This is a genomic window from Actinomadura sp. NTSP31 (assembly GCF_041951385.1).
GTDB classification, from domain to species: domain Bacteria; phylum Actinomycetota; class Actinomycetes; order Streptosporangiales; family Streptosporangiaceae; genus Spirillospora; species Spirillospora napierensis.
Genome location: NZ_JBGNUT010000001.1, coordinates 369380 through 392750, shown reverse-complemented (window position 1 = coordinate 392750; position 23371 = coordinate 369380). Strand labels below are relative to the sequence as shown.

Sequence of the window (23371 nt, the reverse complement as noted above, 5' to 3'; positions counted from 1 at the left end):
AATGTCCGTCATTCCGGAGATGTACGGCGATCGCCGCCGGGGAGGGCCGGACGCGTCCCGGGCCGTCGAGGTGTGCGGGCGGCACAATCTGGCGAAGCTGGCCTATCTGGGATGTGTGCGGCTCCACGGTGAGGGCGGGGCGGTGGTCGAGATATCGGAGCCGCAGGCCGTCGGCGACGGCGACCACAGGGTCAGGCTCGTCATCCGACTTTCGGCCGCCATGACGGAGCGGTACCGGGATCCGCTTCCCGAGGACCTCATCAGTTCGATCTCCGAGCACCGCGACGTGCAGGCCGGTGACTCGGCGTACAACTTCTGCGGTTTCGAGATCCAGGGCTGGGGCCTCTATGGCTCCGACGGCGAGCGCGTCAGGCACCACAGTCGCAGGTTCATCTTGCGCGACATCTCGAAGGTCGAGGTGATCGTGCGCGGCGACGCCGCCGTGCTTCCGGAGGACTAGCCCACCGCAAGCAAGGAGGAGACCGTAACGAAAGGGGGGCGAGGGGCGGAGCCCCAGAAAGCGAGGCGGGGGAGACCGGGAGGTGCTCGCCGACCGCGACCACGTGGGGGGTGTGGGGGGCGGAGCCCCTCACAGCGGGGGTCCGGAGGTCGTCCCCCGGGTCAACAGGAATAGGGAGTGACGGCCCGCGCTTTCCGCGGGCACACCACTCCCCACTCCATCGTGGGCGATACTGGGATTGAACCAGTGACCTCTACCGTGTCAAGGTAGCGCTCTCCCACTGAGCTAATCGCCCTTGCGTGTACTGCGAGGTGGAGACGGGATTTGAACCCGTGTACACGGCTTTGCAGGCCGTTGCCTCGCCTCTCGGCCACTCCACCAGAGCGAGGCCTTACGGGCCTCTCAGAGCGGACGACGGGATTCGAACCCGCGACCCTCACCTTGGCAAGGTGATGCTCTACCAACTGAGCCACGTCCGCGTGTCGGCCCCGGGGTTTCCCCCGGTGCGCATGGACAACTCTAGCGGAATCCGGGAGCGGTTGCGTACTCGATGGGCTCGGAGCCGGTGGCCTCGGCGTGCACCGAGTTCCAGAAGGCGAGCTCCTTGTCCTCCTCGAGGTGGGCGATGCGGCCCCAGAACTCGCGGTCCTCGGCCTCGTGGGCGGCGGCGAGGGAGAGGGCGGGCATGACGGTGGTGCCGGCGTCGGCGGCGTCGAGGTCGGCGGGGGTGACGCCGGCCGGGAGGACGACGGGGGTGGAGGGGCGGTGGTGCTTGCCGCGCTTGCGGACGCGGATGGGCGGCGCGGTGGGGGCCTTCGCGGCGGCGGCGCGTCCGGCGGCGAGGGCGACGGTGCCGCACAGCACGATGGCGAGGACGCCGCCGAGGACGACGTCCTGGGTGGGGAGCTGCTGCTCGGGGGAGCTGTGCTGTTCCTCGTGGGTCTGCGTGGTCGTGCCGCGGTCGCCGACCTTGTCGACGGTGGTGGCGGGGGCGGCGTGCTTGGGGGTGTACTTGGCCTCGGTGACGTGGATCTTGCCGGGGTAGCCGAAGCCGACGACCTCGTCCATGCCGCGGGTCTTGCGCATGAGCTTGTAGCCGTCGGCGTTGCCCTCGATGGTGTGCAGGGTGCGGCCGTCGACCTTCTCGACGATGCCGACGTGGTCGATCTGGTCGATGTCGCCGGAGCCGGACCAGTCGTAGAAGACGAGGGCGCCGGGTTCGGGGGTGTGCCCCCAGGCGTCGTGCTCCTTGAACCACTTGGCGTGGTCGATCGTGGAGGCGAACTGCCCGGCCTGCTCGGCGACGCCCGCCTTGTCGGCGGCCCAGGCGAGGAACATGTCGCACCAGGGGGCCGTCTTGAAGTAGGAGTCGTGGTCGCCGTCGATGTGCTGGGCGTACCAGTCGCCGAACTTGGTGTAGCCGCTGCCGTGCTCGGTGTATCCGAGCTGCTTCTGGGCAGCGTCGAGCAGCTTCTTGCCGATCGGGTCCATCTCGCTCCCTGCCGACTCGCCGACTCGGGCAGGGGACGCCCGACCGGGGGATCCGGTCGGTGCCTCGTTCCAAGGTCACGTTCCGGTCTCGCTGGAATGTAGTCGAGGTAAACCGGGGGCGGCAAGCCGTTCCGGGAAAGCGGTCAAATCGGGCTACCCGGGGGTAGTCCGTCAGAAGTAGCCCCTCGGCAGGACGGTGACCGGGCACGGCGCGGCCCGCAGCACCTTGACGGAGACCTCGCCGAGGAAGACCCGGTGGGCGGCGGCGTCCTCGCTGGACGCGCAGACCAGCAGCTCGCCCTCGGGCCAGTCGAGGTCGTCCAGGGCGTCGGCGACGTCGTCGCCCTCGGCCAGGTCGGCGCTGACGTCCTCGGGGAGGAGTTCGGCGGACTCGACCGCCAGCCGGATGGCCAGCGCCAGGTCGTCGCGGAGCCGCTCGGCGTCGACGTCGCCGATGGCGAGGGTGACCAGGCGGAGCGGGACGTCGAGCCGGTCGGCGGCCTGGGCGGCGCGGACCACCGCCTCGTCGCACTGGGGGCGCCGGACGTACATGACGGTGATGCGGCCGAGCTCGTCGGGCGGGACGTAGCCGGCGGGGGCGAGCATGACGGCCTCGGTGGCCGAGTGCAGCAGGTGGTCGGCGGCGGCGCCGACGCCGATGCGGCCCCGCGCGCCGCCCTCGGGGGAGCCGACGACGATCAGGTCGGCGCCGATCCGGCCGGCGAGCGAGGTGAGGCCGCGGCCGACGCTGCGGCTCTCCTGGGCCATCAGCTCGGCGGGCTGCTCGCCCAGCAGGTCGGCGGCCTGCTCCAGCAGCGTGTTGGCCTCGGCCGCGGCGCCCGCGCGGCCCGGCGGGTGGACGGTGGCCACGCTCAGCTCGCCGCCGGTGAGGGCGACGATGGCGCGCCCCAGCTCCAGGGCCTCCCGTCCGCCGGCCTCGTTGACGTATCCGGCCAGCACGTGTTCGCCGATCATGTGGTCAGCATTCCCCCGGACGGCGGCCTCACAACGATCATGGGCTGATTTGCGGTAACTTTTCGTGTTTAAAGCTCAGTGCACGATTTGGGGGGATTTGTATGGAGGACGAGGCGGGGGGCCTCGCACCGGGCCGATGGACGATCGACCCGGTCCACTCCGAGATCACCTTCACGGTCCGGCACCTGATGACCACGGTCCGCGGCTCCTTCCCCGACTTCGGCGGCGAGGTGACCATCGGGGCGGACCCGATGCGCTCCAGCGCCCGCGCCGAGATCAGGATGGCCTCCATCGACACCCGCAGCGCCGAGCGCGACGAGCACGTCCGCTCGGCCGACTTCCTGGACGTCCGGCGCCACCCCGTCATGACGTTCCGCGGGACCGGCGTGGAGCGCGCCGCGATCGGCCGCCGGGCCCGGCAGCCCCGCTACCACCTGGACGGAGACCTGACGGTCCGGGGCGTCACCCGGCCCGTCCGGCTGCTGACCGAGTTCCACGGCATCGCGTCCGACCCCTGGGGCGGCACCCGCGCCGGGTTCACCGCGACCGCCTCGATCAGCCGCCGCGACTTCGGCATCGAGTTCAACGTGCCGCTGCAGGGCGACAAGGTCATGCTCGGCGACACGATCGCCATCGCGCTGGAGATCCAGGCCGTCCACGAGGGCTGACCGGCACAGGGCGGCCCGGGGGCGGCTCGGGTCAGCTGAGCGGGCCGGGCCCGCCCGTGCCGGCCGGTTCCGGTGCCCGCACCTCCGGGACGTGCGGGTTGCCGTACCAGGCGACCGCCACCGCCCCGGCGACCGCCAGCACGAACCCGATGCCCGCGAGGACCGCCATGCCCTCCCGTGACGCGTCCCCGAGCCACAGCACGCCGATCATGCCCGGAACGACCGTCTCGCCCGCCACCAGCGCGGCCGTGGCGCCGTTGATGGACCCGATCTGCAGCGCGAGCGTGTGGAAGTACATCCCGCCGAGGCCGGCGATCGCGATCGCGTACAGCGCCGGGTCGCCGAGCAGGTCCCGCCAGGCGAGCGGGTCGGTGCCGTTCAGGATCCGGACGCCGACGCCGACCGCGCCGAAGCACAGCCCCGACAGCAGGCCCGCGGGGATCGCGGCGCGCGGCCCCATCAGCCGGACGATCGGCAGCGCGGCGGCGACGAGCAGCACCGACACCGCGAGCAGCCCCCAGTGCCAGCCGATCGCGACGCGTCCGGCGCCCTCGTGCCCGGCGGTGCCGGCCAGCAGGACCAGCGCGGCGCACACCACGCCGATCGAGATCCATTCCGGCCGGACCAGCCGGATGCCGAGCACCCAGATGCCGAGCACCGCCGTGATCACCAGGTTGGCGCTGATCACCGTCTGCGACAGGAACAGCGGCACCAGCTTGGCCGACAGCGCGCCGAGCGCGAACCCGGCCGTGTCCAGCACCGTCCCGACGATGAACTCCCACGTCACGACGGCCTTGGCGGTGGAGGACAGGCTCGGCCCGCCGTACCCGGTCGCCCCTTCGCCCGCCGTGGTCTCCCGGGCGGCGGACCGCCGGGCGCCGAGCGCCTGCAGGACCGATCCCGTCCCGTAACACGCCGACGCGCCCACCGCCGTCAGCAGCCCGATGAACACCGGCGTCCTCCGATTCGCCGCGGGAGGCCGCCCGTCCCGCCGGTCCGGTCCGTCCCGCCTCCCAGTCTGACGACCGGGCGGGCGGGAATGTTTCGCCTGCTCCGCACCCGGCCGCGCCTCACCCTTCCCGCGCCAGCCGCCGGACGGCCAGCTCGGCGTAGAGGGCGGCGCCGTCGGCGAGCACGGCGTCGTCGTAGCGGGCCTCGGGGGAGTGGTTGACCGCCGCCTCGCCCGGGTCGGCGCCGGCCGGGCACGCGCCCATCACGACGAAGGCCGACGGGACCTCGTTGCACACGAACGCGAAGTCCTCGGAGGTGGGGAACGGCCGCGGCGAGTCGACGTAGCGCTCCTCGCCGTAGACCTCCCGGACGGTGTCCGCCAGGAACGCGGCCTCGGCGGCGTTGTTGATCATCACGGGGAAGTCCTGGAGATAGCTGACGTCGACGTCGAGGCCGTGCGCCTTGGCGAGGCCCCGCACCAGCTCGACCACCCGCTCCTTCAGCTTCTCGTGCGAGGCGGGGGAGAACGACCGGACGGTGCCGGAGAAGCTCGCCTCGTCCGGGATGACGTTGTCCATCGTCCCGGAGTGGAACGATCCGATCGTCAGCACGACCGGGTCGAACGGGTCGAACGCGCGGGTCACCATCGTCTGCAGCGCGGTGACCATCTCGCAGGCGGCCGGCAGCGGGTCCTTCGCCAGGTGCGGCATGGACCCGTGCCCGCCGGCGCCCCGGACGGTGACCCGCAGCCGGTCCGCGGCCGCCATGACGGGGCCGGTCCGGCTCACGAACATGCCCTGCGGCAGCGCCGCGGAGAACACGTGCAGGGCGTACGCGGCGACGGGACGCTCCCCGGATGCCTCCAGCACGCCCTCCTCGATCATGATCTTCGCGCCGCCGAGGCCCTCCTCGCCGGGCTGGAACATGAACACCACGTCGCCCGCCAGGTCGTCGCGGCGGTCCGCGAGCAGCCGCGCCGCGCCCGCCAGCATCGTGGTGTGCAGGTCGTGCCCGCACGCGTGCATGACCCCGTCCACCTGCGAGATCACCCCGGCATCGCCGCGCTCGCTCACCGGCAGCGCGTCCATGTCGCCGCGCAGCAGCACCGTCGGGCCCGGGCGGGCGCCGCGCAGCACCGCCGTCACCGAGGTCAGCCGCTCGCCCGTGGTGATCTCCAGCGGCAGGCCGTCGAGCGCCGCGAGCACCTTCTCCTGGGTGCGCGGCAGGTCCAGGCCGAGCTCGGGCTCGCGGTGCAGGGCGCCGCGGAGCCGGACGAGATCATCCTGGAGGGCGGCGGCGTCGTCGCGCAGGGAGCCGGGATCGGGCGAGGGCTGGCTCAACGGTTCCTCCTCAGGAATCTCCGGGGGCCGCGGACGGCTTTCCGGGCGGCCCGTTACGGCGCCGCACCTGCACCGTATCGCCGGTGCCGCCCGGCTCACCCCTCCCGGCGGGCACGAAGATCCTTGAGGAGGAGGTGCGCGTCGCGCAGCCGCGGCGCGTCCTTCAGCGACCGGTAGATGCCCCATTTGGGGGAGATCCCGGCCGCGCCGGGCCGGAGGTCGAGCCCGTCCCGTCCGGCGCCCGCGACCGTCCGGCCGCCGGCCTCGACCGCCCAGCGGACGCGCCCGGCCGGCGCCGCGGCGAACCGGGCCTCGACCTCGACGCCGATCCAGCGGCTGGCCAGCGGCGCCAGGTCGGTGGCGGCCACGACGACGCCCGACCTGGTCGCGTTCAGCTCCAGCAGGTCGCGCCCGCCGCGCCGGCGCAGCGACATCACCAGCACCGGCGCGCCGCCCGGCCCGCCGCCGGGGGCGGAGGCGAAGAACTGCTGGACGTGCGTGAAGCTCGTCGTCGCCCGCAGCGCCCGCGTCAGGTACCACGACCAGGCGAAGCGCCACGTCTCGCCCTCGGCGACGCGGAGTTCCCGGCCGTCCGCCGTCCGCATCCCCCGGACCTCCTGGCGCTGCCGGTCCGGATAGGTGTCGACATCGCCCGGATAGTGGATGTCGAACCGGTACATCGTCCCCAGTGCCCGGATGTGGCGGACGCCCGGATGCGACCCGGCCCGGTCATCCTCGACCCCCGCGAACGCGCCGAGCCCGTCCGCGCGGGGGTCGGCGCTCCACGCCGCCGGTCCGTCGTCCGCCATCGGGCCATCATGCCGGTCGCGACCCGTCAGAAGGCCGTGCGGGCGAGCCAGTGGTCCAGAAGCGACCGGTCGCCGGTTACCGTCACCGCGGCGTCGCCCGGGGCCAGCCGCCGGGCGAACAGCAGCATCAGATCGCGGACGGGCCCGGCGACGGTCATGTCGCCGTCCCGCGACGCGCGCTCCCAGCCGAGCCCGTCCGGCAGCCGGGTGATCACCCATCCGGGCACGGACGGCTCGGACGGGCGCAGGGCCAGCGTCTCGCCCCGCCCGCGCAGTTCGGCCAGCTCGGGCCGGAACGTCGCCGCGGCGGGCTCCGACACCAGCACGAGCCACTCGTTGATCCCGTCCGCGGCGACGTCGGGCGCGACCCCGTACCGGACGCCCGCGGTGAAGGCGGCGTCGGCGTGGTGGACGACGGTGTCGTGCAGCATCCGGCGCAGCCACATCGCGGCCGGGCGCGGCCCCATGACCGGGTGCGCGACGGTGCGGCCCGGGTCCGCCTCGAAGGCCCGGACGAGATCGTCCGCGCCGTCGCGCAGCCAGCCGGGCCAGTCCGCCGCCGAGCCGGGCGACGTCCGGGGCACCTGCGTGACCAGGTCGGTCTCGCCGGCGCGGAGGAAACCGGCGGCCCACCGGTGCGCCTGGCCGACGTGCCCGACGAGATCGCGCAGCGTCCACTCCGGGCAGGTCGGCACCCGCGCGTCCGGGGCCGCCCCGGCGACGGCGGCGGCGATCCCGCCGGCGTGCTCGCGCAGGGCTCGGGCGATCCGCTCGGCTCCGAGCACCGTGTCGTCCATGTCCGTTCCCTTCTCTTGGCTTTTCGTGCCCGTAACGTAGGAACTCCAGCCCGGTGGAGGTTCAAGTGGATGTGACCGGCGCCACAGGGCCGGGATCCCTCGGCATCGGCGATCTGGCGGCGCTGACGGGCGTCCCTGTGCGGACGATCCGGTTCTACTGCGACGAGGGGATCCTCGAGCCCGCCCGCAGCGCGGGAGGGCACCGCCGGTTCGACGCGGCGGCGGCCGACCGGCTCCGGCTCGTCCGGCGGCTGCGCGGGCTCGGCTTGGGGTTGCCCGCCATCGCGGCCGTGCTCGCGGGAGAGCGCTCGCTCGGCGAGGCGGTGGCCGCCGAGCGCGCCGCGCTGGAGGCGGAGATGGCCGCGCTGGCCTGGCGGCGCGCCGCGCTGTGCGCGGTCGAGACGGCGGCGCCGGACGAGCGGGCCGCGCGGCTGGAACTGCTGGCGGCGGCGGAGGACGGCCGCGCGGCGCGGGGCGCGCTGGTGGAGTTCTGGCTGCGCCGGATCATGGCGCCGCTTCCGGACCGGCAGGTCGAGGAGTTCCTGGAGATGGTCGTGCCGGCACCGCCGGTCGACCCGACCCCGGTCCAGGTGGTCGCCTACGCGGAGATGGTGGTGCTGGCGGGCGACCGATCGCTGAACCGCAGGCTGCGGGAGCAGGGCCGGGCGAACGTGCGGGTGGTGGGCGACGAGGAGTCGCTGCTGGCCGGGATGGGCGAGGCGATGGAGCTGGCGTCGCCGCTGGTGATGGCGGGGGAGGCGCCGGGCCCGGGCAAGGCCCTGGACCGGTTCGTGGCCGCGCACGCCGCCGGGCGCAGCGCCCGGGACACCCCGGAGTTCCGGCGCGCGATCCTGCGCGACGCCCAGGTGGAGCTCGACCCGCGCGTCGTCCGGTACTGGGACCTGTTCCGCCTGGTCACCGGTGATCCGGTGTCCCTCGGCACGCTCCACTTCTGGCTGCTCGAGGCGCTGGCGCGCACCGTTCCCCCGGCCGGGACGCGGGTCCGGCGCGGGCCGGAATAGCGGGGCGGCCGGCGCGGTTCCGGTAGAATACTTGAAACTTCTACTACTTCGGAGGCCGGCATGCAGTTCGGGATCTTCACCGTCGGCGACGTCACCGCCGACCCGACCACCGGCCGGACCCCGTCGGAGGCCGAGCGGATCAAGGCGATGGTGGCGATCGCGCTGAAGGCCGAGGAGGCCGGGCTCGACGTCTTCGCCACCGGCGAGCACCACAACCCGCCCTTCGTGCCGTCCTCGCCGACGACGATGCTCGGCTACATCGCGGCCCGCACCGAGCGGCTGATCCTGTCCACCGCGACCACGCTGATCACCACGAACGACCCGGTGAAGATCGCCGAGGACTTCGCGATGCTGCAGCACCTGGCCGGCGGCCGGGTCGACCTGATGATGGGGCGCGGCAACACCGGGCCCGTCTACCCCTGGTTCGGCAAGGACATCCGCGACGGCATCCCGCTCGCGATCGAGAACTACCACCTGCTGCACCGGCTCTGGCGCGAGGACGTCGTCGACTGGGAGGGCAAGCACCGCACGCCCCTGCAGTCGTTCACCTCGACGCCGCGCCCGCTGGACGGCGCGCCGCCGTTCGTGTGGCACGGCTCGATCCGCAGCCCGGAGATCGCCGAGCAGGCCGCCTACTACGGTGACGGGTTCTTCGCCAACCACATCTTCTGGCCCACCGACCACTTCCAGCGGCTGATCGGCCTGTACCGGCGCCGCTACGAGCACTACGGGCACGGGTCCGCCGACCAGGCGATCGTCGGCCTCGGCGGGCAGGTGTTCATGCGGAAGAACTCCCAGGACGCCGTCCGCGAGTTCCGGCCCTACTTCGACAACGCCCCCGTCTACGGGCACGGGCCGTCGCTGGAGGAGTTCACCCGCGAGACGCCGCTGACGGTCGGCAGCCCGCAGCAGGTGATCGACAGGACCCTGACGTTCCGCGACCACTTCGGCGACTACCAGCGGCAGCTGTTCCTGATGGACCACGCGGGCCTGCCGCTCAAGACCGTCCTGGAGCAGATCGACCTGCTGGGCGAGGAGGTCGTGCCGGTGCTGCGCAAGGAGTTCGAGGCGCTGCGGCCCGCGCACGTCCCGGCGACCGCCCCGACGCACGCCTCGCTGGTCGCGGCCAAGGAGAACGCGGAGGTGACGCGATGACGACGCTCGCCGTCGTCTCGGCCGGGCTCGGGCGCCCGTCGTCCACCCGGCTGCTCGCCGACCGCCTCGCCGAGGCCGCCGCGCGGGCGCTGGGAACGGACCCGGAGATCGAGACGGTCGAGCTGCGCGACCACGCGCACGCGATGGTCGACGCGACGCTCACCGGCTTCCCGTCCGGGGGGTTCCGCGCCGCCGTCCAGGCCGTGACCGGGGCGGACGGGCTGATCGCGGTGACGCCGGTGTTCAACGCCTCCTACAGCGGCCTGTTCAAGACGTTCTTCGACGTGATCGAGCGCGGGGACCTGGAGGGCCGGCCGGTGCTGCTCGGCGCGACCGGCGGCACCGCCCGGCACTCCCTGGCCATCGACTTCGCGATGCGCCCGCTGTTCGCCTACCTGCGCGCGAACGCCATGCCGACCGCCGTGTTCGCCGCGTCCGAGGACTGGGGGAGCGCCGCCACCGCCCTGCCCGACCGGATCGCCCGCGCCGGTGCCGAACTCGCCGCCGCGATCGCCGGCCGCCCGGCCGCCGGGAAGGCCGACCCGTACGAGGAACCCGTCCCGTTCGAGGACCTCCTCGCCGGCCGCTGACCCGGCGACCTCCTTCATTAAGGCTTGGCTTATATAAGCCGTGCCTGTATGTTGAGTCCCGTGCACGCCTTCGATGTGCTGGGCGACCCGGTCCGGCGCCGCATCCTGGAGCTGCTCGCCGACGGCGAGCGGTCCTCGGGCGAGGTGTCGTCGGTCGTCCGGAAGGAGTTCGGCATCTCGCAGCCCGCCGTGTCGCAGCACCTCAGAGTGCTGCGCGAGGCGGGCTTCGCGGTCGTCCGGCCGGACGGGACGCGGCGCCTCTACAGCGTCGGCTCCGCGCCGCTCCAGGAGATCGACGCCTGGCTCGGCCGCTTCCGCCGCTACTGGACGCCGCATCTGGACGCCCTGGCCACCGAGATCGCCAGGGGCCGGCGCGCACGCCGCACCGAGGAGGAACCATGATCGAAGTGACCGGGCAGATCAACGACGTGCGCCGCCGGGTCGGCGAGCGCGAGATGGAGGCCGGCACCGCCCGCGCCGTCGTCATCAGCCAGACCTACGGCGCCCCCGTCGAGGACGTGTGGGACGCCGTCACCAGCCCCGAGCGGATCCCGCGCTGGTTCCTGCCCGTCTCGGGCGACCTGCGCGAAGGCGGCCGCTACCAGCTCGAAGGCAACGCCGGCGGCACCGTCGAGCGCTGCGACCCGCCGAAGAGCTTCTTCGCCACCTGGGAGTTCGCCGGCCAGACCAGCTGGATCGAGGTGCGGCTGACCCCCGAGGCGGACGGGCGGACGCGGTTCGAGCTGGAGCACATCACCCACGTCGACGACCACTGGGAGCAGTTCGGGCCGGGCGCCGTCGGCGTCGGCTGGGACATGGGCCTGCTCGGCCTCTCCCTGCACCTGTCGACCGGGAAGGACGTCCCGGCGGACCTCGGACCCGAGTGGCAGGCGTCCGACGAGGCCCGCGACTTCATGACCGGCTGCGCGGAAGGCTGGTACGCGGCGGACGCCGCGTCCGGCACCCCGCGGGCCGAGGCCCGCGCCCGCGCCGACCGCACGATCGCCGCCTACACCGGATCCGTGGAATGATCTCCGTTCCGTGACGCCTCTCCAGGGACTGGACCGCATCGACTGGTCCGCCCTGCGGCACGCCTACGGCTCCGCCGAGGACGTCCCCGGCCTGCTGCGCGCCATCGCCGACGAGCGCGACCCGTCCACCGACGCGGTCGGGGACCTGGACGTCGAGATCTACCACCAGGGCGGATTCGTCTGCGACGCCGCCACCGCCGCCCTGCCCTATCTGGTCGGGCTGGTGGCGTCGCCGGACACCGCCGACCGGATCGGCCTGCTGGACCTGCTCGGACGGCTCGTCCACGAGGCGAACACGGTCCCGGGCGTCGACGCGGGCTGGCCGGGCGCCTGGGCCGCCGCCCTGCCCGGCCTCCTCGCCCTGCTCGACGACCCCGACGCGGCCGTCCGCCGGGAACTGACGAGCACGCTGTCGGCCGCCGTGAGCGACGCGGACGCGATCGTCCCGGCGCTGCGCGCCAGGTGGGACGGCGAGGACGACGCGGCGGTGCGGCTCGGGATCGTCCTCGCGGCGGGCGAGCTGGCGTCCGGCTGCACCGCGCTCGTCCTGCCCGAGACACTCCTCTGGCTCCGTGACCTGCGCGCGCCGGGCGGCGCGCAGCTCCGGCTCGCCGCCGACATCGCGCTGTCGGCGGCGGTCGGCGCGCAACGTCCGGACCTCGCCGTGGCCGTCGACGCCGTGCGCGGGGACATCGCGGTCTGGCGCGACGTCCCGTGGGTCGGCGGCATGAGCCGCGACCTCGTCCCCTACTTCGGCGGCGGCGCGTCCCGCCTGCTCGGCTGGATCGCGGGGCGGATCAAGGACGAGCCGCCCGCGCGCCTCGACCTGTGCACGGCCTTCATCGGCGACGGCGACGCCGACAGGCGGATCGGTGCGGTGCGCATCGCCGCGCACCTGCTGACCGAGCGGCGATCCCCGGTGGAACGCCTGCTTCCGCACCTGGCCGCCCTGTCCGCCGACGCGGCGTCGGCGGCGCGCTCCCACGCCGTCCTCCTGCTCGCGGCGCTGGCCGAGGGCGACCCCGACCTGCTCGCCGCCCGGCTCGGCGACGACGCGCCGCTGTCCCGGCACGGCGACCAACGGGTCTCCGACCTCGCCGCGTGGGGCCTGGCCTGGCGCGAGGACCCGCGCTGCGTCCCCTACCTGGTGGAACGGCTCGCCGGAACCCCGCCGCTGACCGACGACTATTCGGGCTCGGTGTTCACCACATCGGCTCCGTCCATCCTCTACTCGCTGGCCCCGCTGGGCGAGCACGCGGACGTTCTCCTCCCGGCGATCCGCGCGCGGATGGACGACCCCGACACCGGCCGTACTCTGGCGCGGGCGCTGGAGGAGTGGGGGCCGGCCGCCGCGCCGGCCGTCCCCGAACTCGTCCGGCTGCTCGGCACCGGCGCGGCCGTGCAGGCGGCAACGGCGCTCGCCACGATCGGCCCGGCCGCCGCCGATGCTGTGGACGGCCTCTTGCCGGATCGCGGGCATCCGAAGGAGCAGGTCGCGCGGCAGCGGAGGTTCGCGCTTCCCTGGGCCCTCTTCAAGGTCACCGGCGATCCCGCGCCGCTGCTCGATGTCGCGGACGCCCTGCTCGACCAGCGGTACCCGGGCGGGGGTCTGCGGTTCATCGCCGATCTCGGCGCGCATGGCACCGCCTACGCCGGCCGTCTCCGGATGCTCATGAAGTCCAGTGACGACTGGGCGCGAACCGAGGCGGCCAACGCCTACCACCGCGTCACCGGAGACCTCGACGCCGCGGCGGACGTCCTGGGCGTCGCGGCGTACGACCTCGCGCGGGGCAAGTATCTGCCGGTCCGGTGGGCGGCGATGCGGTACCTCGCCGAGATGGGCCCGGCGCCGTCGCAGGTGCGCTGGGCACTCCGCGAGATCCTGAGCTCCGACCGCCGGCATCACGTCAACAGCGGATGGCGGGCGTTCGCCGAGGACCGGGAACTGCGCGCCCTCGCCGCACGCCTCCTCGGGGAGGCGGACGCCGCCACGGCTCAGTCGGAATCCTCCAGGTCGCCCTCGACGTCGAGGTAGAGGCGCTTCAACGCCTCCAGGGTGTCCTGTTCCGGGTGCTCCCACATGCCCCGGTCGGCGGCTTCGAGGAGGCGTTCGGTGATGCCGTGCAGCGCCCACGGGTTCGACTCGTTGAAGAACGCCTGGTTCTCGGCGTCCAGCGCGTACGTCTGCGCGAGCTTCTCGTACATCCAGTCGGCGACGACCCCGGCGGTCGCGTCGTAGCCGAACAGGTAGTCGACCGTCGCGGCCAGCTCGAACGCGCCCTTGTAGCCGTGCCTCCGCATGGCGGCGAGCCAGCGCGGGTTGACGACGCGCGCGCGGAAGACGCGCGAGGTCTCCTCGTCCAGCGTGCGGGTCCGGACGGCGTCCGGACGCGTGCTGTCGCCGATGTAGGCCTTCGGCGCCTTCCCGGTCAGCGCCCGCACCGTCGCGATCATGCCGCCGTGGTACTGGAAGTAGTCGTCGGAGTCGGCGATGTCGTGCTCGCGGGTGTCGGTGTTCTTGGCCGCGACGCTGATCCGCCGGTAGGCGTTCTCCATGTCGCCGCGCGCCGGGACGCCGTCGAGCCCGCGCCCGTAGGCGTAGCCGCCCCACACCGCGTACACCTCGGCGAGGTCGGAGTCGTCGCGCCAGTTCCGGCTGTCGATCAGCGGCAGGATCCCCGCCCCGTACGCGCCGGGCCGCGACCCGAACACCCGCAGCGTCGCCCGCCGCTCGTCGCCGCCCTCGGCGAGGTCGGCGCGGACGTGCGCGCGGACGTAGTTCATCTCGTCGGGCTCGTCCTGGTTCGCCGCGATCTGGACGGCGTCGTCCAGCATCGCGACGGCGTGCGGGAAGGCGTCGCGGAAGAACCCGCTGATCCGGATCGTGACGTCGATGCGCGGGCGGCCCAGCTCGTCCAGCGGAACCGGTTCGAGGCCGGTGACGCGGCGGGACGCCTCGTCCCACACCGGGCGCACGCCGAGCAGCGCCAGCACCTCGGCGATGTCGTCGCCGGACGTGCGCATGGCGCTGGTGCCCCACACCGACAGGCCGACCGAGCGCGGCCATTCGCCGGTGTCCTCGCGGTACCGGTCCAGCAGCGAGTCGGCCATCGCGCGGCCCGTGTCGTAGGCGAGCCGGGACGGGACGGCCTTCGGGTCGACGGAGTAGAAGTTGCGGCCGGTCGGCAGCACGTTGATCAGGCCGCGCAGCGGGGACCCGCTCGGCCCGGCCAGCACGTAGCCGCCGTCGAGGGCGTGCAGCACCATGCCGATCTCGTCGGTGGTCCTCTCCAGCCGGGGCACGACCTCCGTCGCGGCGAACCGCAGGATGTCGGCGACCTGCCCGTCCGCGATCCCGGCGGCGGCGGCCGGGTCCCAGCCGCGCTCCTCCATCGCGGCGACCAGCGCGCGCGCCCGCTCCTCGACCGCGTCGACCTCGGTCCGGGCCGCGCCGTCCTCCTTCAGGCCGAGCGCCTCGCGCAGGCCGGGCAGCGTCACCGAGCCGCCCCACATCTGCCGCGCCCGCAGCATCGCCAGCACCAGGTCGACGCGCGTCTCCCCGGCCGGGGCCGCGCCGAGGACGTGCAGGCCGTCGCGGATCTGGACGTCCTTCACCTCGCACAGCCAGCCGTCCACGTGCAGCAGGAAGTCGTCGAACTCGGCGTCGTGCGGCCGGTCGTCCAGGCCGAGGTCGTGGTCGAGGCGGGCGGCCTGGATCAGCGTCCAGATCTGCGCGCGGATCGCGGGCAGCTTCGCCGGGTCGAGTGCCGCGATGTTCGCGTGCTCGTCCAGCAACTGCTCCAGCCGCGCGATGTCGCCGTAGCTCTCGGCCCGCGCCATCGGCGGGATCAGGTGGTCCACCAGCGTGGCGTGCGCGCGGCGCTTGGCCTGCGTGCCCTCGCCCGGGTCGTTGACCAGGAACGGATAGACGAGGGGCAGGTCGCCGATCGCCGCGTCCGGCCCGCAGGACGCCGACATCCCGGCGGACTTGCCGGGCAGCCACTCCAGGTTCCCGTGCTTGCCGACGTGGACGACGGCGTCCGCGCCGAACTCGTCCGCGATCCACCGGTACGCCGCCAGGTAGTGGTGGCTGGGCAGAAGGTCCGGGTCGTGGTAGATCGCGACGGGGTTCTCGCCGAACCCGCGCGGCGGCTGCACCATCACGACGACGTTCCCCGACCGCAGCGCGGCGAGGACGATCTCGCCGTCCGGGTCGCGCGAGTCGTCCACGAACAGCTCGCCGGGCGGCGGCCCCCAGTGCCGCTCGATGCTTTCGCGCAGATCCGCCGGAAGCGTCGCGTACCAGGCCTTGTACCGCGCGGCCGGAATGCGGACGGGATTGCCGGTGAGCTGCGCCTCGGTCAGCCAGTCGGGGTCCTGGCCGCCCGCCGCGATGAGCGCGTGCATGAGCGCGTCGCCCCCGGCGGGCAGCCGGTCGCCGACGTCGTAGCCGTGGTCGCGCATCTCGGCGAGCAGCTTCACGACGCTGGCCGGGGTGTCGAGCCCGACCGCGTTGCCGATCCGCGCGTGCTTGGTCGGGTACGCCGACAGCATCAGCGCGACCCGCTTGTCCTTCGCCGGGACGTGCCGCAGCCGTCCGTGCCGGACGGCGATCCCGGCGACCCGCGCGGCGCGCTCCGGGTCGGCGACGTAGACGCTCAGGCCGTCCTCGTCGGTCTCCTTGAACGAGAACGGCACCGTGATGATCCGGCCGTCGAACTCCGGCACCGCGACCTGCGTCGCGGTGTCCAGCGGGGACAGGCCGTCGTCGTTGGCCTCCCACGCGGCGCGCTCGCTGGTCAGACACAGGCCCTGCAGGATCGGGACGTCCAACTCCGCGAGCGCGCCGACGTCCCACGCCTCGTCGTCGCCGCCCGCACCCGCGAACGCCGGCTTCGTGCCGCCCGCCGCGAGCACGGTGACGACCAGCGCGTCCGCCCGTCCGAGCGTTTCGAGGAGCTCCTGCTCGGCGGTGCGCAGCGACGCGCAGAAGACGGGAAGCGCCCGCCCGCCCTTCGCCTCGACCGCCTCGCACAGCGCCTCGACGAACGCGGTGTTCCCGGCGAGGTGGTGCGCCCGGTAGTACAGGACGCCCACGACCGGGCCGTCACCCGGCTTGCTCTCGCGCTCCAGCACGCCCCAGGTCGGCGTGGGCGCCGGGGGAGCGAACCCGAATCCGGTGAGCAGCACCGTGTCGGACAGGAAGTTGAACAGCTCGGCGAGGTTGCCGGGCCCGCCGTGCGCCAGGTACGCGTGCGCCTCCGCGCTCACCCCGGCCGGGACGGTCGACAGCTCCATCAGCTCGGCGTCCGGCGCCTGCTCGCCGCTGAGCACCACCACCGGGCGCGGGCCGGCGAGCAGCGCGTCCAGCCCGTCCTCCCACGCGCGGCGGCCGCCGAGCAGCCGCACGACCACCAGGTCGGTGCCGTCCACCAGCGCGGGCAGGTCGTCCACGGACGTGCGGGCCGGATTGGCGAGCCGGAAACCGGCGCCGCTCGCACGCGCACTGAGCAGATCGGTGTCCGAAGTGGACAGCAGCAGGATCACGCGGATCGGGTCCTCACCCGGGGTCCTCGCCCCGAATCGCAGGTCGCAGCGCCGTACGACGGCTCGTACGGCGGCGGCACGGAGTCTCCTGGCTCCCGGATCGGCGCTCGCCCCGGCCTTCCCGCTCGCGCGGTGGCCTTCGGTGGGGTCCGCTCCCCGGTGACAGTGGCGGGACCGCGCCGGATTCGCACCGGCTTCCTCCCTTGCCGCCGCCCACACCCTAACCCGATCGGCGCGAACCCCGCGCGCCGGGCGCCCCCGGCCGCGATGATCGTCGGATGCCCGACGAACCGAACCCCCGGCCGGACGAGGACGCCCCCGCCCCCGCACGGCGGGCGCGCCGACCGAGCGTGCCGGCCGTGCTGTCGGTGGCGGCGGCCGTCGCGGCGATCGTCGCGGTCGTCTCCGGAGCGAGGCTGTTCACGGACGCCCCCGCCGACGACCCGGACGGCCGCCCCTGGGCGGGCGGGAAGCCGCGGCACGAGTACCGGCAGCCCCGGTTCTCCGTGGAGGCGGGGAGGAGCGAGACGCAGCCGTGGGTCAGAGTGCTGGCGCTGCGGAGCCGCGGGCAGCCGAAGCCGGCCGACACGGTCCGGGCGCCGTCGGGCGCCGGACCTGCCCAGGCGATCGTCGAGGCGCCGCACAACACGTTCGTCGTCGCGGCCGTGCAGGCGAAAAGGTGCGAGACGCGCCTGTACTGGTTCCGCCTCACCGGCGACGGGCACGTGACCGGGCTCCACCCGGTCACCGGCGGGGCGTTCCCCGGCATCGTCGGCGGGCCGGCGGTCAGCCCGGACGGGAACCGCCTCGCCTTCGCGTCCGCGCCGTGCGCCGGAAACGACGGCGAGGCGTCCGGCGGAGGCGCGGTTCCGCGGCTTCGGCCGGCGCCGCCCGCCCTGTCTGTCCTCGACATCACCACCGGACGGCGGCGCACGTGGACCACCACGGGGACGGCCGCTCTCGGTGAGATCGTCTGGGCCGCCGACGGCCGCACCCTCGGCTACACCCTCGCGGACGTCGCGGGCGGAGGCCTCGGACCGGTCACCGTCCACGCGCTCGACACCGTCGCGGGCGGAACCGATCTGCGCGCCGGACGCGTCCTGTTCCGCCAGACCGCTGAGGTCGGGAAGGTCGGCACGGCCATCATGAGTGCGGACGGCAGGTCGGGCCACGGCACCGGTGAGCGAGCGCAGCCTCCGGCCACCGTCCTGTTCTCCTTCGAGGAAGGCCGGATCAAGATCGGCAGCACCATCCCGCACCGGGACGGCAGGGGCGTCGGCGTCATGGTCAGCACCGGCGAAGGGCCGCGGTACGCCTGCCTGAACGGCGTCGACGCCTTCGACCGGACCATGTCCGGAGGCTTCGAGGCGCCGGCCCAGTTCCCCGTCTCGTGCTCGACCGCGTGGGGGTACTGAGATGCCGTCGGAAACGGAGCGCGAACCGGTGTCCTGGCGGGTCCAGCGCTGGGCGGCGCCCATCGCACTCGCGGTCCTGGTCGCCGCCGCCATCGCCGGCGTCGGCCTGGCGGTGGGCGGGGAAGCCCCGGGGGCGGCCGGACATTTCCAATACCGGACGCCGCGTTTCCTGCTCACCGCAGGACGGCAGGGGCCGTGGCTCGAGGTTCGTTCGATGCCCCGGACCGGCGCGCGCGAGCAGGTGGTCGACTCGGTGGGGCCTCCGGCGTCCGCCGGTGCGGTGCAGGAGATCCTCGCCGGGCCGGACGGGAGGTTCGTGGTCGCCGCCTCGCGGGCGGACCCATGCGAGACGCGCCTCTTCCAGTTCCGGCTGACCGGTGACGGTCGCGTGACGGGCCTCGCGCCGATGCGCGGGGGTACCACGCCGGCGCTGGTCGCGGGCCTCGCCATGAACCGCCGAGGCGACCGGCTGGCCTACACGACCGCGCCCTGCGCGCCGGACCCGCCGGACCCGTCGCAGCCGTTGGCGCCCGCGAGCCCGTCGCGTGCCGCGCTGACCGTGCTCGACACCGCGACGGGGGACCGCCGCACCTGGAGCGCGGCCGGGCCCTCGGTCATCGGTGAGATCGTCTGGGCCCGCGACGGGCGGACGCTCGGTTACGCCACCGGCGAGATGCGGAACGCCGCCATCCGGAACCTGACCGTCCGCGCGACCGACACCCGCGCCGGCGGCTCCGGCCTGCGGGAGGGTCGTGTCCTGTTCCGTGCGCCGGACGGCCAGGGGACGGTCACCTCCGCCACCATGGGTCCGGACGGCCGGGCCGGCTACGGCGTCATGAGCCGGCCGCGCGCCACCGTCCTGTTCTCCTTCACCGAAGGGGAGCCGATGCGCGTCAACCGCACGATCCGGCGGGAGCCGGGGGTGCTGCTCAGTTTCGTCTCGAGCGGGGAACCGCGTTATGCCTGCTTGAACGGCCTCGACGCGTTCGGCAGAGCCGTCGGGGGGACGTTCGACACGAACCTGTCGGGGTTCGGGCACTGCGATTCGGCGATGGCGTACTGAGCCGCCGTCCCGTCCGGGATCGTGTCGTTCCGGCCTTCGGGGCGGGCCTTAGGATCCTGGCGTGTCGTCTTCGCGTTCCGGTCCCGACCGCTGCCCCGGTGCTCTGCGGGTGCACGCCGCCGCCGATGGCGGGCTGGCGCGCGTCCGGCTGCCCGGCGGTGCGCTGACACGGGCGCGGCTCGACGCGCTCGCCGGGGCTTCGCGGGAGCTGGGCGACGGGTTCCTCGAACTGACGTCCCGCGCGAACGTGCAGATCAGGGGGCTCGCGGACGGCGCGGAGGAGGAGCTCGGCGCGCGGCTGCGCGACGCCGGGCTGCTGCCGTCCGCGGCGCACGAGCGGGTCCGCAACATCCTCGGCAGCGTGCTGACCGGACGCGACGGCGGCGGCTTCGTCGACGTCCGGCCCGTCGTGGCGGCGCTGGACGCCGGTCTCTGCGCGGACCCGGACCTCGCCGGGCTGCCCGGACGGTTCCTGTTCGCGGTGGACGACGGGCGCGGCGACGTCATCGCGCTGCGCGCCGACGTCGGCCTGTACGCGGTGGCGCCGGACGCGTTCGCCCTGGTCCTCGCCGGACGGGACAGCGGCCTGCGCGCCGCTCCGCAGGACGCCGCCGCCCTCGCGCTGGACGCGGCCCGGACGTTCCTGCGGGTGCGGACGAGCGAGTGGCGGGTCGCCGAACTCGGCCGCGACCTTCCGCTGACCGGTGAACGGGCGGAACCCGTGGCCGTCCCGGCCGTGCCGCGCAGGCCGCCGCTCGGGGAGGTCCCGCAGCGCGACGGGCGGACGGCGTTCTCCGGGCTGGTCCCGCTCGGCCGCCTCGACCCGGCCGGGCTGCGCGCCGCCGGGGAGATCATCGTCACTCCGTGGAGGGGGGTCGTCGTTCCCGGCATCACGGACATGCCAGACTTCCCTGGCCTGGTCACCGGACCCGACTGGGCGGGGCTGACCTCCTGCGCGGGCCGTCCGGGCTGTGCCAAGTCGCTGACGGACGTGCGCGCCGACGCGGCGCGGGCCCGCCGGGCCGGCGGCGGGCTGCCGGTGCACTGGTCGGGCTGCGAGCGGCAGTGCGGGCGTCCCGCCGAGCGGCACGTCGCGGTCGTGGCCACCCCCGGCGGGTACGAGGTGCGGCTCGGCGGCGAGGTCCGCGCCCGGTCCGGCGACCTGACGGCGACGGCGGCGGCCGCCGCCACGACACGGAGGAGCGAGTGATCGACTACGTCCGCGACGGCGCGGAGATCTACCGGCGGTCGTTCGCGACCATCAGGGCGGAGGCGGACCTCGCGGGGCTGCCGGACGACGTCGCCCGGGTCGCCGTCCGCATGATCCACGCGTGCGGGATGACCGACCTGGTGCGGGACCTGGACCACGCGCCCGGCGTCGTCGCGGGCGCCCGCCGGGCCCTGCTGGACGGGCGCCCGATCCTGTGCGACGCGCAGATGGTCGCGGCGGGCGTCACCCGCCGGAGGCTCCCGGCGGGCAACGACGTCGTCTGCACGCTCGGCGACCCCCGGGTCCCCGCGCTCGCCGCGGAGCTCGGCACCACCCGCAGCGCCGCGGCGCTGGAGCTGTGGCGGGACCGGCTCGAAGGCTCCGTCGTCGCGATCGGCAACGCGCCGACCGCGCTGTTCCGGCTGCTGGAGATGGTCGCGGACGGCGCGCCCCGGCCCGCCGCCGTGCTCGGGATCCCGGTCGGGTTCATCGGCGCGGCCGAGTCCAAGGACGCGCTCGCCGCGTCCGGCCTGCCGCATCTGGTGGTGCGCGGGCGGCGCGGCGGCAGCGCGATGACCGCCGCCGCGATCAACGCCATCGCCAGCGAGGAAGAGTGATGACCGGACACCTTTACGGGGTCGGGCTCGGCCCCGGCGACCCCGAGCTGATCACGGTGAAGGCGGCCCGGCTCGTCGAGGCCGCGGACGTGGTCGTGCACCACGCCGCGCGGCACGGCCGCAGCATCGCCCGCCGCATCGCCGCCCCCCACCTGCGCGAAGGGCAGATCGAGGAAGCGCTCATCTATCCGGTCACCACCGAGAGGACCGACGACTACAGGGCGGTGCTGGAGGAGTTCTACGAGCGGTGCGCGGCGCGGCTCGCCGAGCACCTGGACGCCGGCCGGACCGTGGTGGTGCTCTGCGAGGGCGACCCGTTCTTCTACGGCTCGTACATGCACCTGCACAAGCGGCTCTCCGGCCGGTACGCGACGACGGTCGTGCCGGGCGTGACGTCGGTGAGCGCCGCGTCCGCCGAGCTGGGCCGGCCGCTGGTGGAGCGCGACGAGGTCCTGACCGTCCTGCCGGGCACGCTGCCGCCGGATGACCTGGCCCGCCGCCTGGAGGCCACCGACTCGGCCGCCGTGCTGAAGCTCGGCCGGACGTTCGGCGGCGTCCGCGCGGCGCTGGAGGAGGCGGGCCGGCTGGACGACGCCTGGTACGTCGAGCGTGCCACCACCGACGGGCAGCGGGCGCTCCCGCTGGCCGAGGTCGATCCGGACACCGTCCCGTACTTCTCCGTCGCGATCCTGCCGAGCCGCGTGCACGAGCAGACCCGCCGGACGCTGCCGGAGCCCGGCGGCGCGCCGCAGGGCGGGGTCGCGATCGTCGGGCTCGGCCCGGCGGGCCGCGAATGGCTCACCCCGGAGGCGCAGGACGCCCTCGCCACCGCCGACGACCTGGTCGGATACGCCCCCTACCTGGCGCGGGTGCCCGCCAACCCCCGGCAGGAGCGGCACCCCTCCGACAACCGCGTCGAGTCCGAGCGGGCCGAGTTCGCGCTGGCGCTGGCCGAGCGGGGGCGCCGCGTGGCCGTCGTGTCGTCCGGCGATCCCGGCGTGTTCGCGATGGCCGCCGCCGTCCTGGAGGTCGCCGCCGAGGACCGCTGGAAGGACGTCCCGGTGCGGGTGCTGCCCGGCCTGACCGCCGCGAACGCCGTCGCGTCCCGGATCGGCGCGCCGCTCGGCCACGACTACTGCGTGCTGTCGCTGTCGGACCGGCTGAAGCCGTGGGACGTCATCGCGGCCCGCCTCGCCGCCGCCGCTGCCGCCGACCTGGTCATCGCGATCTACAACCCGGCGTCGAAGACCCGCACGGAGCAGGTCGCCAGGGCGCGCGACGTCCTGCTGGAGCACCGGTCGCCGGACACGCCGGTCGTCATCGGACGCGACGTCGGCGGCCCGGAGGAGAGCGTCCGGGTCGTCCGGCTCGCCGACCTCGACGCGGACGGCGTCGACATGCGGACGCTGCTGCTGGTCGGGTCGTCGCAGACGACGGTCGCCGAACGCGGCGACGGCCGCACGACCGTGTTCACGCCCCGCCGCTACCCCTCATGAGCGAGCCAGTTCACCGCCTCCTCGACCGTCGCGGCGATCGGGACGCCGTCCGGCGCCGGCGGCCGGTCGACCATGACGACCGGGACGCCCAGCGTGCGGGCGGCGGTGAGCTTGGCCGAGGTCATGGCGCTGCCGCTGTCCTTGGTGACCAGGGTGTCGATCGCGTGCTCGCGCATCAGCGCCAGCTCCTCGTCGACGGTGAACGGGCCGCGCGCCAGGACGGTCCCCATGCGCGGGGGCAGCGGCGGCTCCGGCGGGTCGACGGACCGGACCAGGAACCAGCGCCGCGCGTCGCCCGCGAACGCCGCGAGGTTCTTGCGGCCGGTCGTCAGGAAGACCCGCTCGCCGGGCAGGCTCGCGGCGGCGGCCTCCAGGGACGGGACGCGCCGCCAGTCGTCGCCGGGCCCCTCCGTCCAGCCGGGGCGGCGCAGCACCAGCAGCGGGACCCCGGTCCGCCCCGCCGCGACCACCGCGGACTCGGTCATCAGCGCGGCGAACGGATGCGTGGCGTCGACGACCGCGCCGATCCGCTCGTCGCGCAGCCACGCCGCGAGCCCGTCCGGGCCGCCGAACCCGCCGATGCGGGTGCGGCCGGGCGGCAGGTCGGGGTCGGCCGTCCGGCCGGCGAGGGAGCTGGTCACGTCGTAGCGGGGATCGGCGGCGAGGGTTCCGGCCAGCCGCCTCGCCTCACCGGTCCCGCCGAGCAGGAGAACACGCAGGGTCACGAAGGCATG

The 23371-nt window shown here is 74.4% G+C and carries 21 protein-coding genes, 3 tRNA genes and 1 riboswitch; of the genes, 13 read left to right on the top strand and 11 right to left on the bottom strand.

What is annotated here, in order from left to right:
* Window position 1 precedes the first annotated feature (1 nt).
* A complete protein-coding gene (locus tag ACA514_RS01700; protein ID WP_375039157.1) occupies window positions 2-460 on the top strand; it encodes a hypothetical protein in 459 nt (152 codons plus the stop codon).
* Between the two features lie 223 nt (window positions 461-683).
* Here ACA514_RS01700 and ACA514_RS01695 read toward each other — a convergent pair.
* The 5 genes from ACA514_RS01695 to ACA514_RS01675 form a co-directional block, all read right to left on the bottom strand.
* Window positions 684-755 (bottom strand) — tRNA-Val (locus ACA514_RS01695).
* A 14-nt stretch (window positions 756-769) separates the two neighbouring features.
* Window positions 770-840 (bottom strand) — tRNA-Cys (locus ACA514_RS01690).
* A gap of 26 nt (window positions 841-866) precedes the next feature.
* Window positions 867-939: transfer RNA gene (locus ACA514_RS01685), tRNA-Gly, on the bottom strand.
* 40 nt (window positions 940-979) lie between these two features.
* Window positions 980-1951: a CHAP domain-containing protein gene (locus ACA514_RS01680; RefSeq protein WP_375039156.1), complete on the bottom strand. Its 972-nt coding sequence runs from the start codon at window positions 1949-1951 to the stop codon at window positions 980-982.
* Between the two features lie 171 nt (window positions 1952-2122).
* On the bottom strand, window positions 2123-2926 hold the full coding sequence (locus tag ACA514_RS01675) for a universal stress protein (RefSeq protein ID WP_375039155.1): 804 nt from the start codon (window positions 2924-2926) through the stop codon (window positions 2123-2125).
* Window positions 2927-3027: 101 nt separating this feature from the next.
* Between ACA514_RS01675 and ACA514_RS01670 the strand changes: the two genes are divergently transcribed.
* Window positions 3028-3594, top strand: coding sequence for a YceI family protein (locus ACA514_RS01670; protein ID WP_375039154.1), 567 nt, complete (start codon window positions 3028-3030; stop codon window positions 3592-3594).
* Window positions 3595-3625: 31 nt separating this feature from the next.
* Here the strand turns inward: ACA514_RS01670 and ACA514_RS01665 are convergent, their stop codons facing one another.
* The 4 genes from ACA514_RS01665 to ACA514_RS01650 all read right to left on the bottom strand — a co-directional run bounded on the left by ACA514_RS01665 (window position 3626) and on the right by ACA514_RS01650 (window position 7491).
* Complete coding sequence (locus ACA514_RS01665; RefSeq protein ID WP_375039153.1) at window positions 3626-4546, bottom strand: hypothetical protein; 921 nt, start codon at window positions 4544-4546, stop codon at window positions 3626-3628.
* Between the two features lie 118 nt (window positions 4547-4664).
* Window positions 4665-5885 carry a M20 family metallopeptidase gene (locus ACA514_RS01660; RefSeq protein WP_375039152.1) on the bottom strand — a complete coding sequence of 407 codons (1221 nt, stop codon included), beginning with the start codon at window positions 5883-5885 and terminating at the stop codon, window positions 4665-4667.
* Between the two features lie 95 nt (window positions 5886-5980).
* Complete coding sequence (locus tag ACA514_RS01655; RefSeq protein WP_375039151.1) at window positions 5981-6694, bottom strand: hypothetical protein; 714 nt, start codon at window positions 6692-6694, stop codon at window positions 5981-5983.
* Between the two features lie 26 nt (window positions 6695-6720).
* The gene (locus tag ACA514_RS01650; RefSeq protein ID WP_375039150.1) at window positions 6721-7491 is read right to left on the bottom strand and encodes a maleylpyruvate isomerase family mycothiol-dependent enzyme; all 771 of its coding nucleotides are present in this window, start codon (window positions 7489-7491) and stop codon (window positions 6721-6723) included.
* A gap of 65 nt (window positions 7492-7556) precedes the next feature.
* Between ACA514_RS01650 and ACA514_RS01645 the strand changes: the two genes are divergently transcribed.
* From ACA514_RS01645 to ACA514_RS01620, 6 genes are read left to right on the top strand one after another with little or no spacing between them, the layout of a single operon-like run.
* A complete protein-coding gene (locus ACA514_RS01645; RefSeq protein ID WP_375039149.1) occupies window positions 7557-8513 on the top strand; it encodes a MerR family transcriptional regulator in 957 nt (318 codons plus the stop codon).
* A gap of 60 nt (window positions 8514-8573) precedes the next feature.
* Entirely contained in the window at window positions 8574-9668 is a 1095-nt protein-coding gene (locus ACA514_RS01640; RefSeq protein WP_375039148.1) for an LLM class flavin-dependent oxidoreductase, read from the top strand.
* Window positions 9665-10258 (top strand): CE1759 family FMN reductase, encoded by a 594-nt coding sequence (locus ACA514_RS01635; protein WP_375039147.1) that lies wholly within the window; start codon window positions 9665-9667, stop codon window positions 10256-10258. Before ACA514_RS01640 ends, ACA514_RS01635 begins: the two co-directional genes overlap by 4 nt.
* A 60-nt stretch (window positions 10259-10318) precedes the next feature.
* Entirely contained in the window at window positions 10319-10660 is a 342-nt protein-coding gene (locus tag ACA514_RS01630; protein WP_375039146.1) for an ArsR/SmtB family transcription factor, read from the top strand.
* Window positions 10657-11289, top strand: a complete 633-nt coding sequence (locus ACA514_RS01625; RefSeq protein WP_375039145.1) for an SRPBCC family protein — start codon at window positions 10657-10659, stop codon at window positions 11287-11289. Before ACA514_RS01630 ends, ACA514_RS01625 begins: the two co-directional genes overlap by 4 nt.
* Window positions 11290-11299: 10 nt before the next feature.
* Window positions 11300-13324 (top strand): hypothetical protein, encoded by a 2025-nt coding sequence (locus tag ACA514_RS01620; protein ID WP_375039144.1) that lies wholly within the window; start codon window positions 11300-11302, stop codon window positions 13322-13324.
* On the opposite strand, the gene cobN is transcribed toward ACA514_RS01620, so the two are convergent.
* Window positions 13285-16836 carry a cobaltochelatase subunit CobN gene (gene cobN, locus ACA514_RS01615; RefSeq protein WP_375039143.1) on the bottom strand — a complete coding sequence of 1184 codons (3552 nt, stop codon included), beginning with the start codon at window positions 16834-16836 and terminating at the stop codon, window positions 13285-13287. The two genes, ACA514_RS01620 and cobN, sit on opposite strands and share 40 nt — an antisense overlap.
* Before the next feature lie 81 nt (window positions 16837-16917).
* Window positions 16918-17037: riboswitch (cobalamin riboswitch) on the bottom strand.
* Window positions 17038-17114: 77 nt separating this feature from the next.
* Between cobN and ACA514_RS01610 the strand changes: the two genes are divergently transcribed.
* From ACA514_RS01610 to cobJ, 5 genes are all read left to right on the top strand, one after another.
* Window positions 17115-18251 (top strand): hypothetical protein, encoded by a 1137-nt coding sequence (locus tag ACA514_RS01610; protein WP_375039142.1) that lies wholly within the window; start codon window positions 17115-17117, stop codon window positions 18249-18251.
* Window position 18252: 1 nt separating this feature from the next.
* Complete coding sequence (locus tag ACA514_RS01605) at window positions 18253-19314, top strand: hypothetical protein (RefSeq protein WP_375039141.1); 1062 nt, start codon at window positions 18253-18255, stop codon at window positions 19312-19314.
* Between the two features lie 61 nt (window positions 19315-19375).
* Window positions 19376-20524, top strand: coding sequence for a precorrin-3B synthase (locus tag ACA514_RS01600; RefSeq protein WP_375039140.1), 1149 nt, complete (start codon window positions 19376-19378; stop codon window positions 20522-20524).
* Window positions 20521-21141 (top strand): precorrin-8X methylmutase, encoded by a 621-nt coding sequence (locus ACA514_RS01595; RefSeq protein WP_344275063.1) that lies wholly within the window; start codon window positions 20521-20523, stop codon window positions 21139-21141. The genes ACA514_RS01600 and ACA514_RS01595 overlap by 4 nt, the downstream gene beginning before the upstream one ends.
* The gene (gene cobJ / locus ACA514_RS01590; protein WP_375039139.1) at window positions 21141-22637 is read left to right on the top strand and encodes a precorrin-3B C(17)-methyltransferase; all 1497 of its coding nucleotides are present in this window, start codon (window positions 21141-21143) and stop codon (window positions 22635-22637) included. Before ACA514_RS01595 ends, cobJ begins: the two co-directional genes overlap by 1 nt.
* Here cobJ and ACA514_RS01585 read toward each other — a convergent pair.
* Window positions 22625-23356, bottom strand: a complete 732-nt coding sequence (locus tag ACA514_RS01585) for a cobalt-precorrin-6A reductase (RefSeq protein ID WP_375039376.1) — start codon at window positions 23354-23356, stop codon at window positions 22625-22627. The two genes, cobJ and ACA514_RS01585, sit on opposite strands and share 13 nt — an antisense overlap.
* Window positions 23357-23371: the final 15 nt, after the last annotated feature.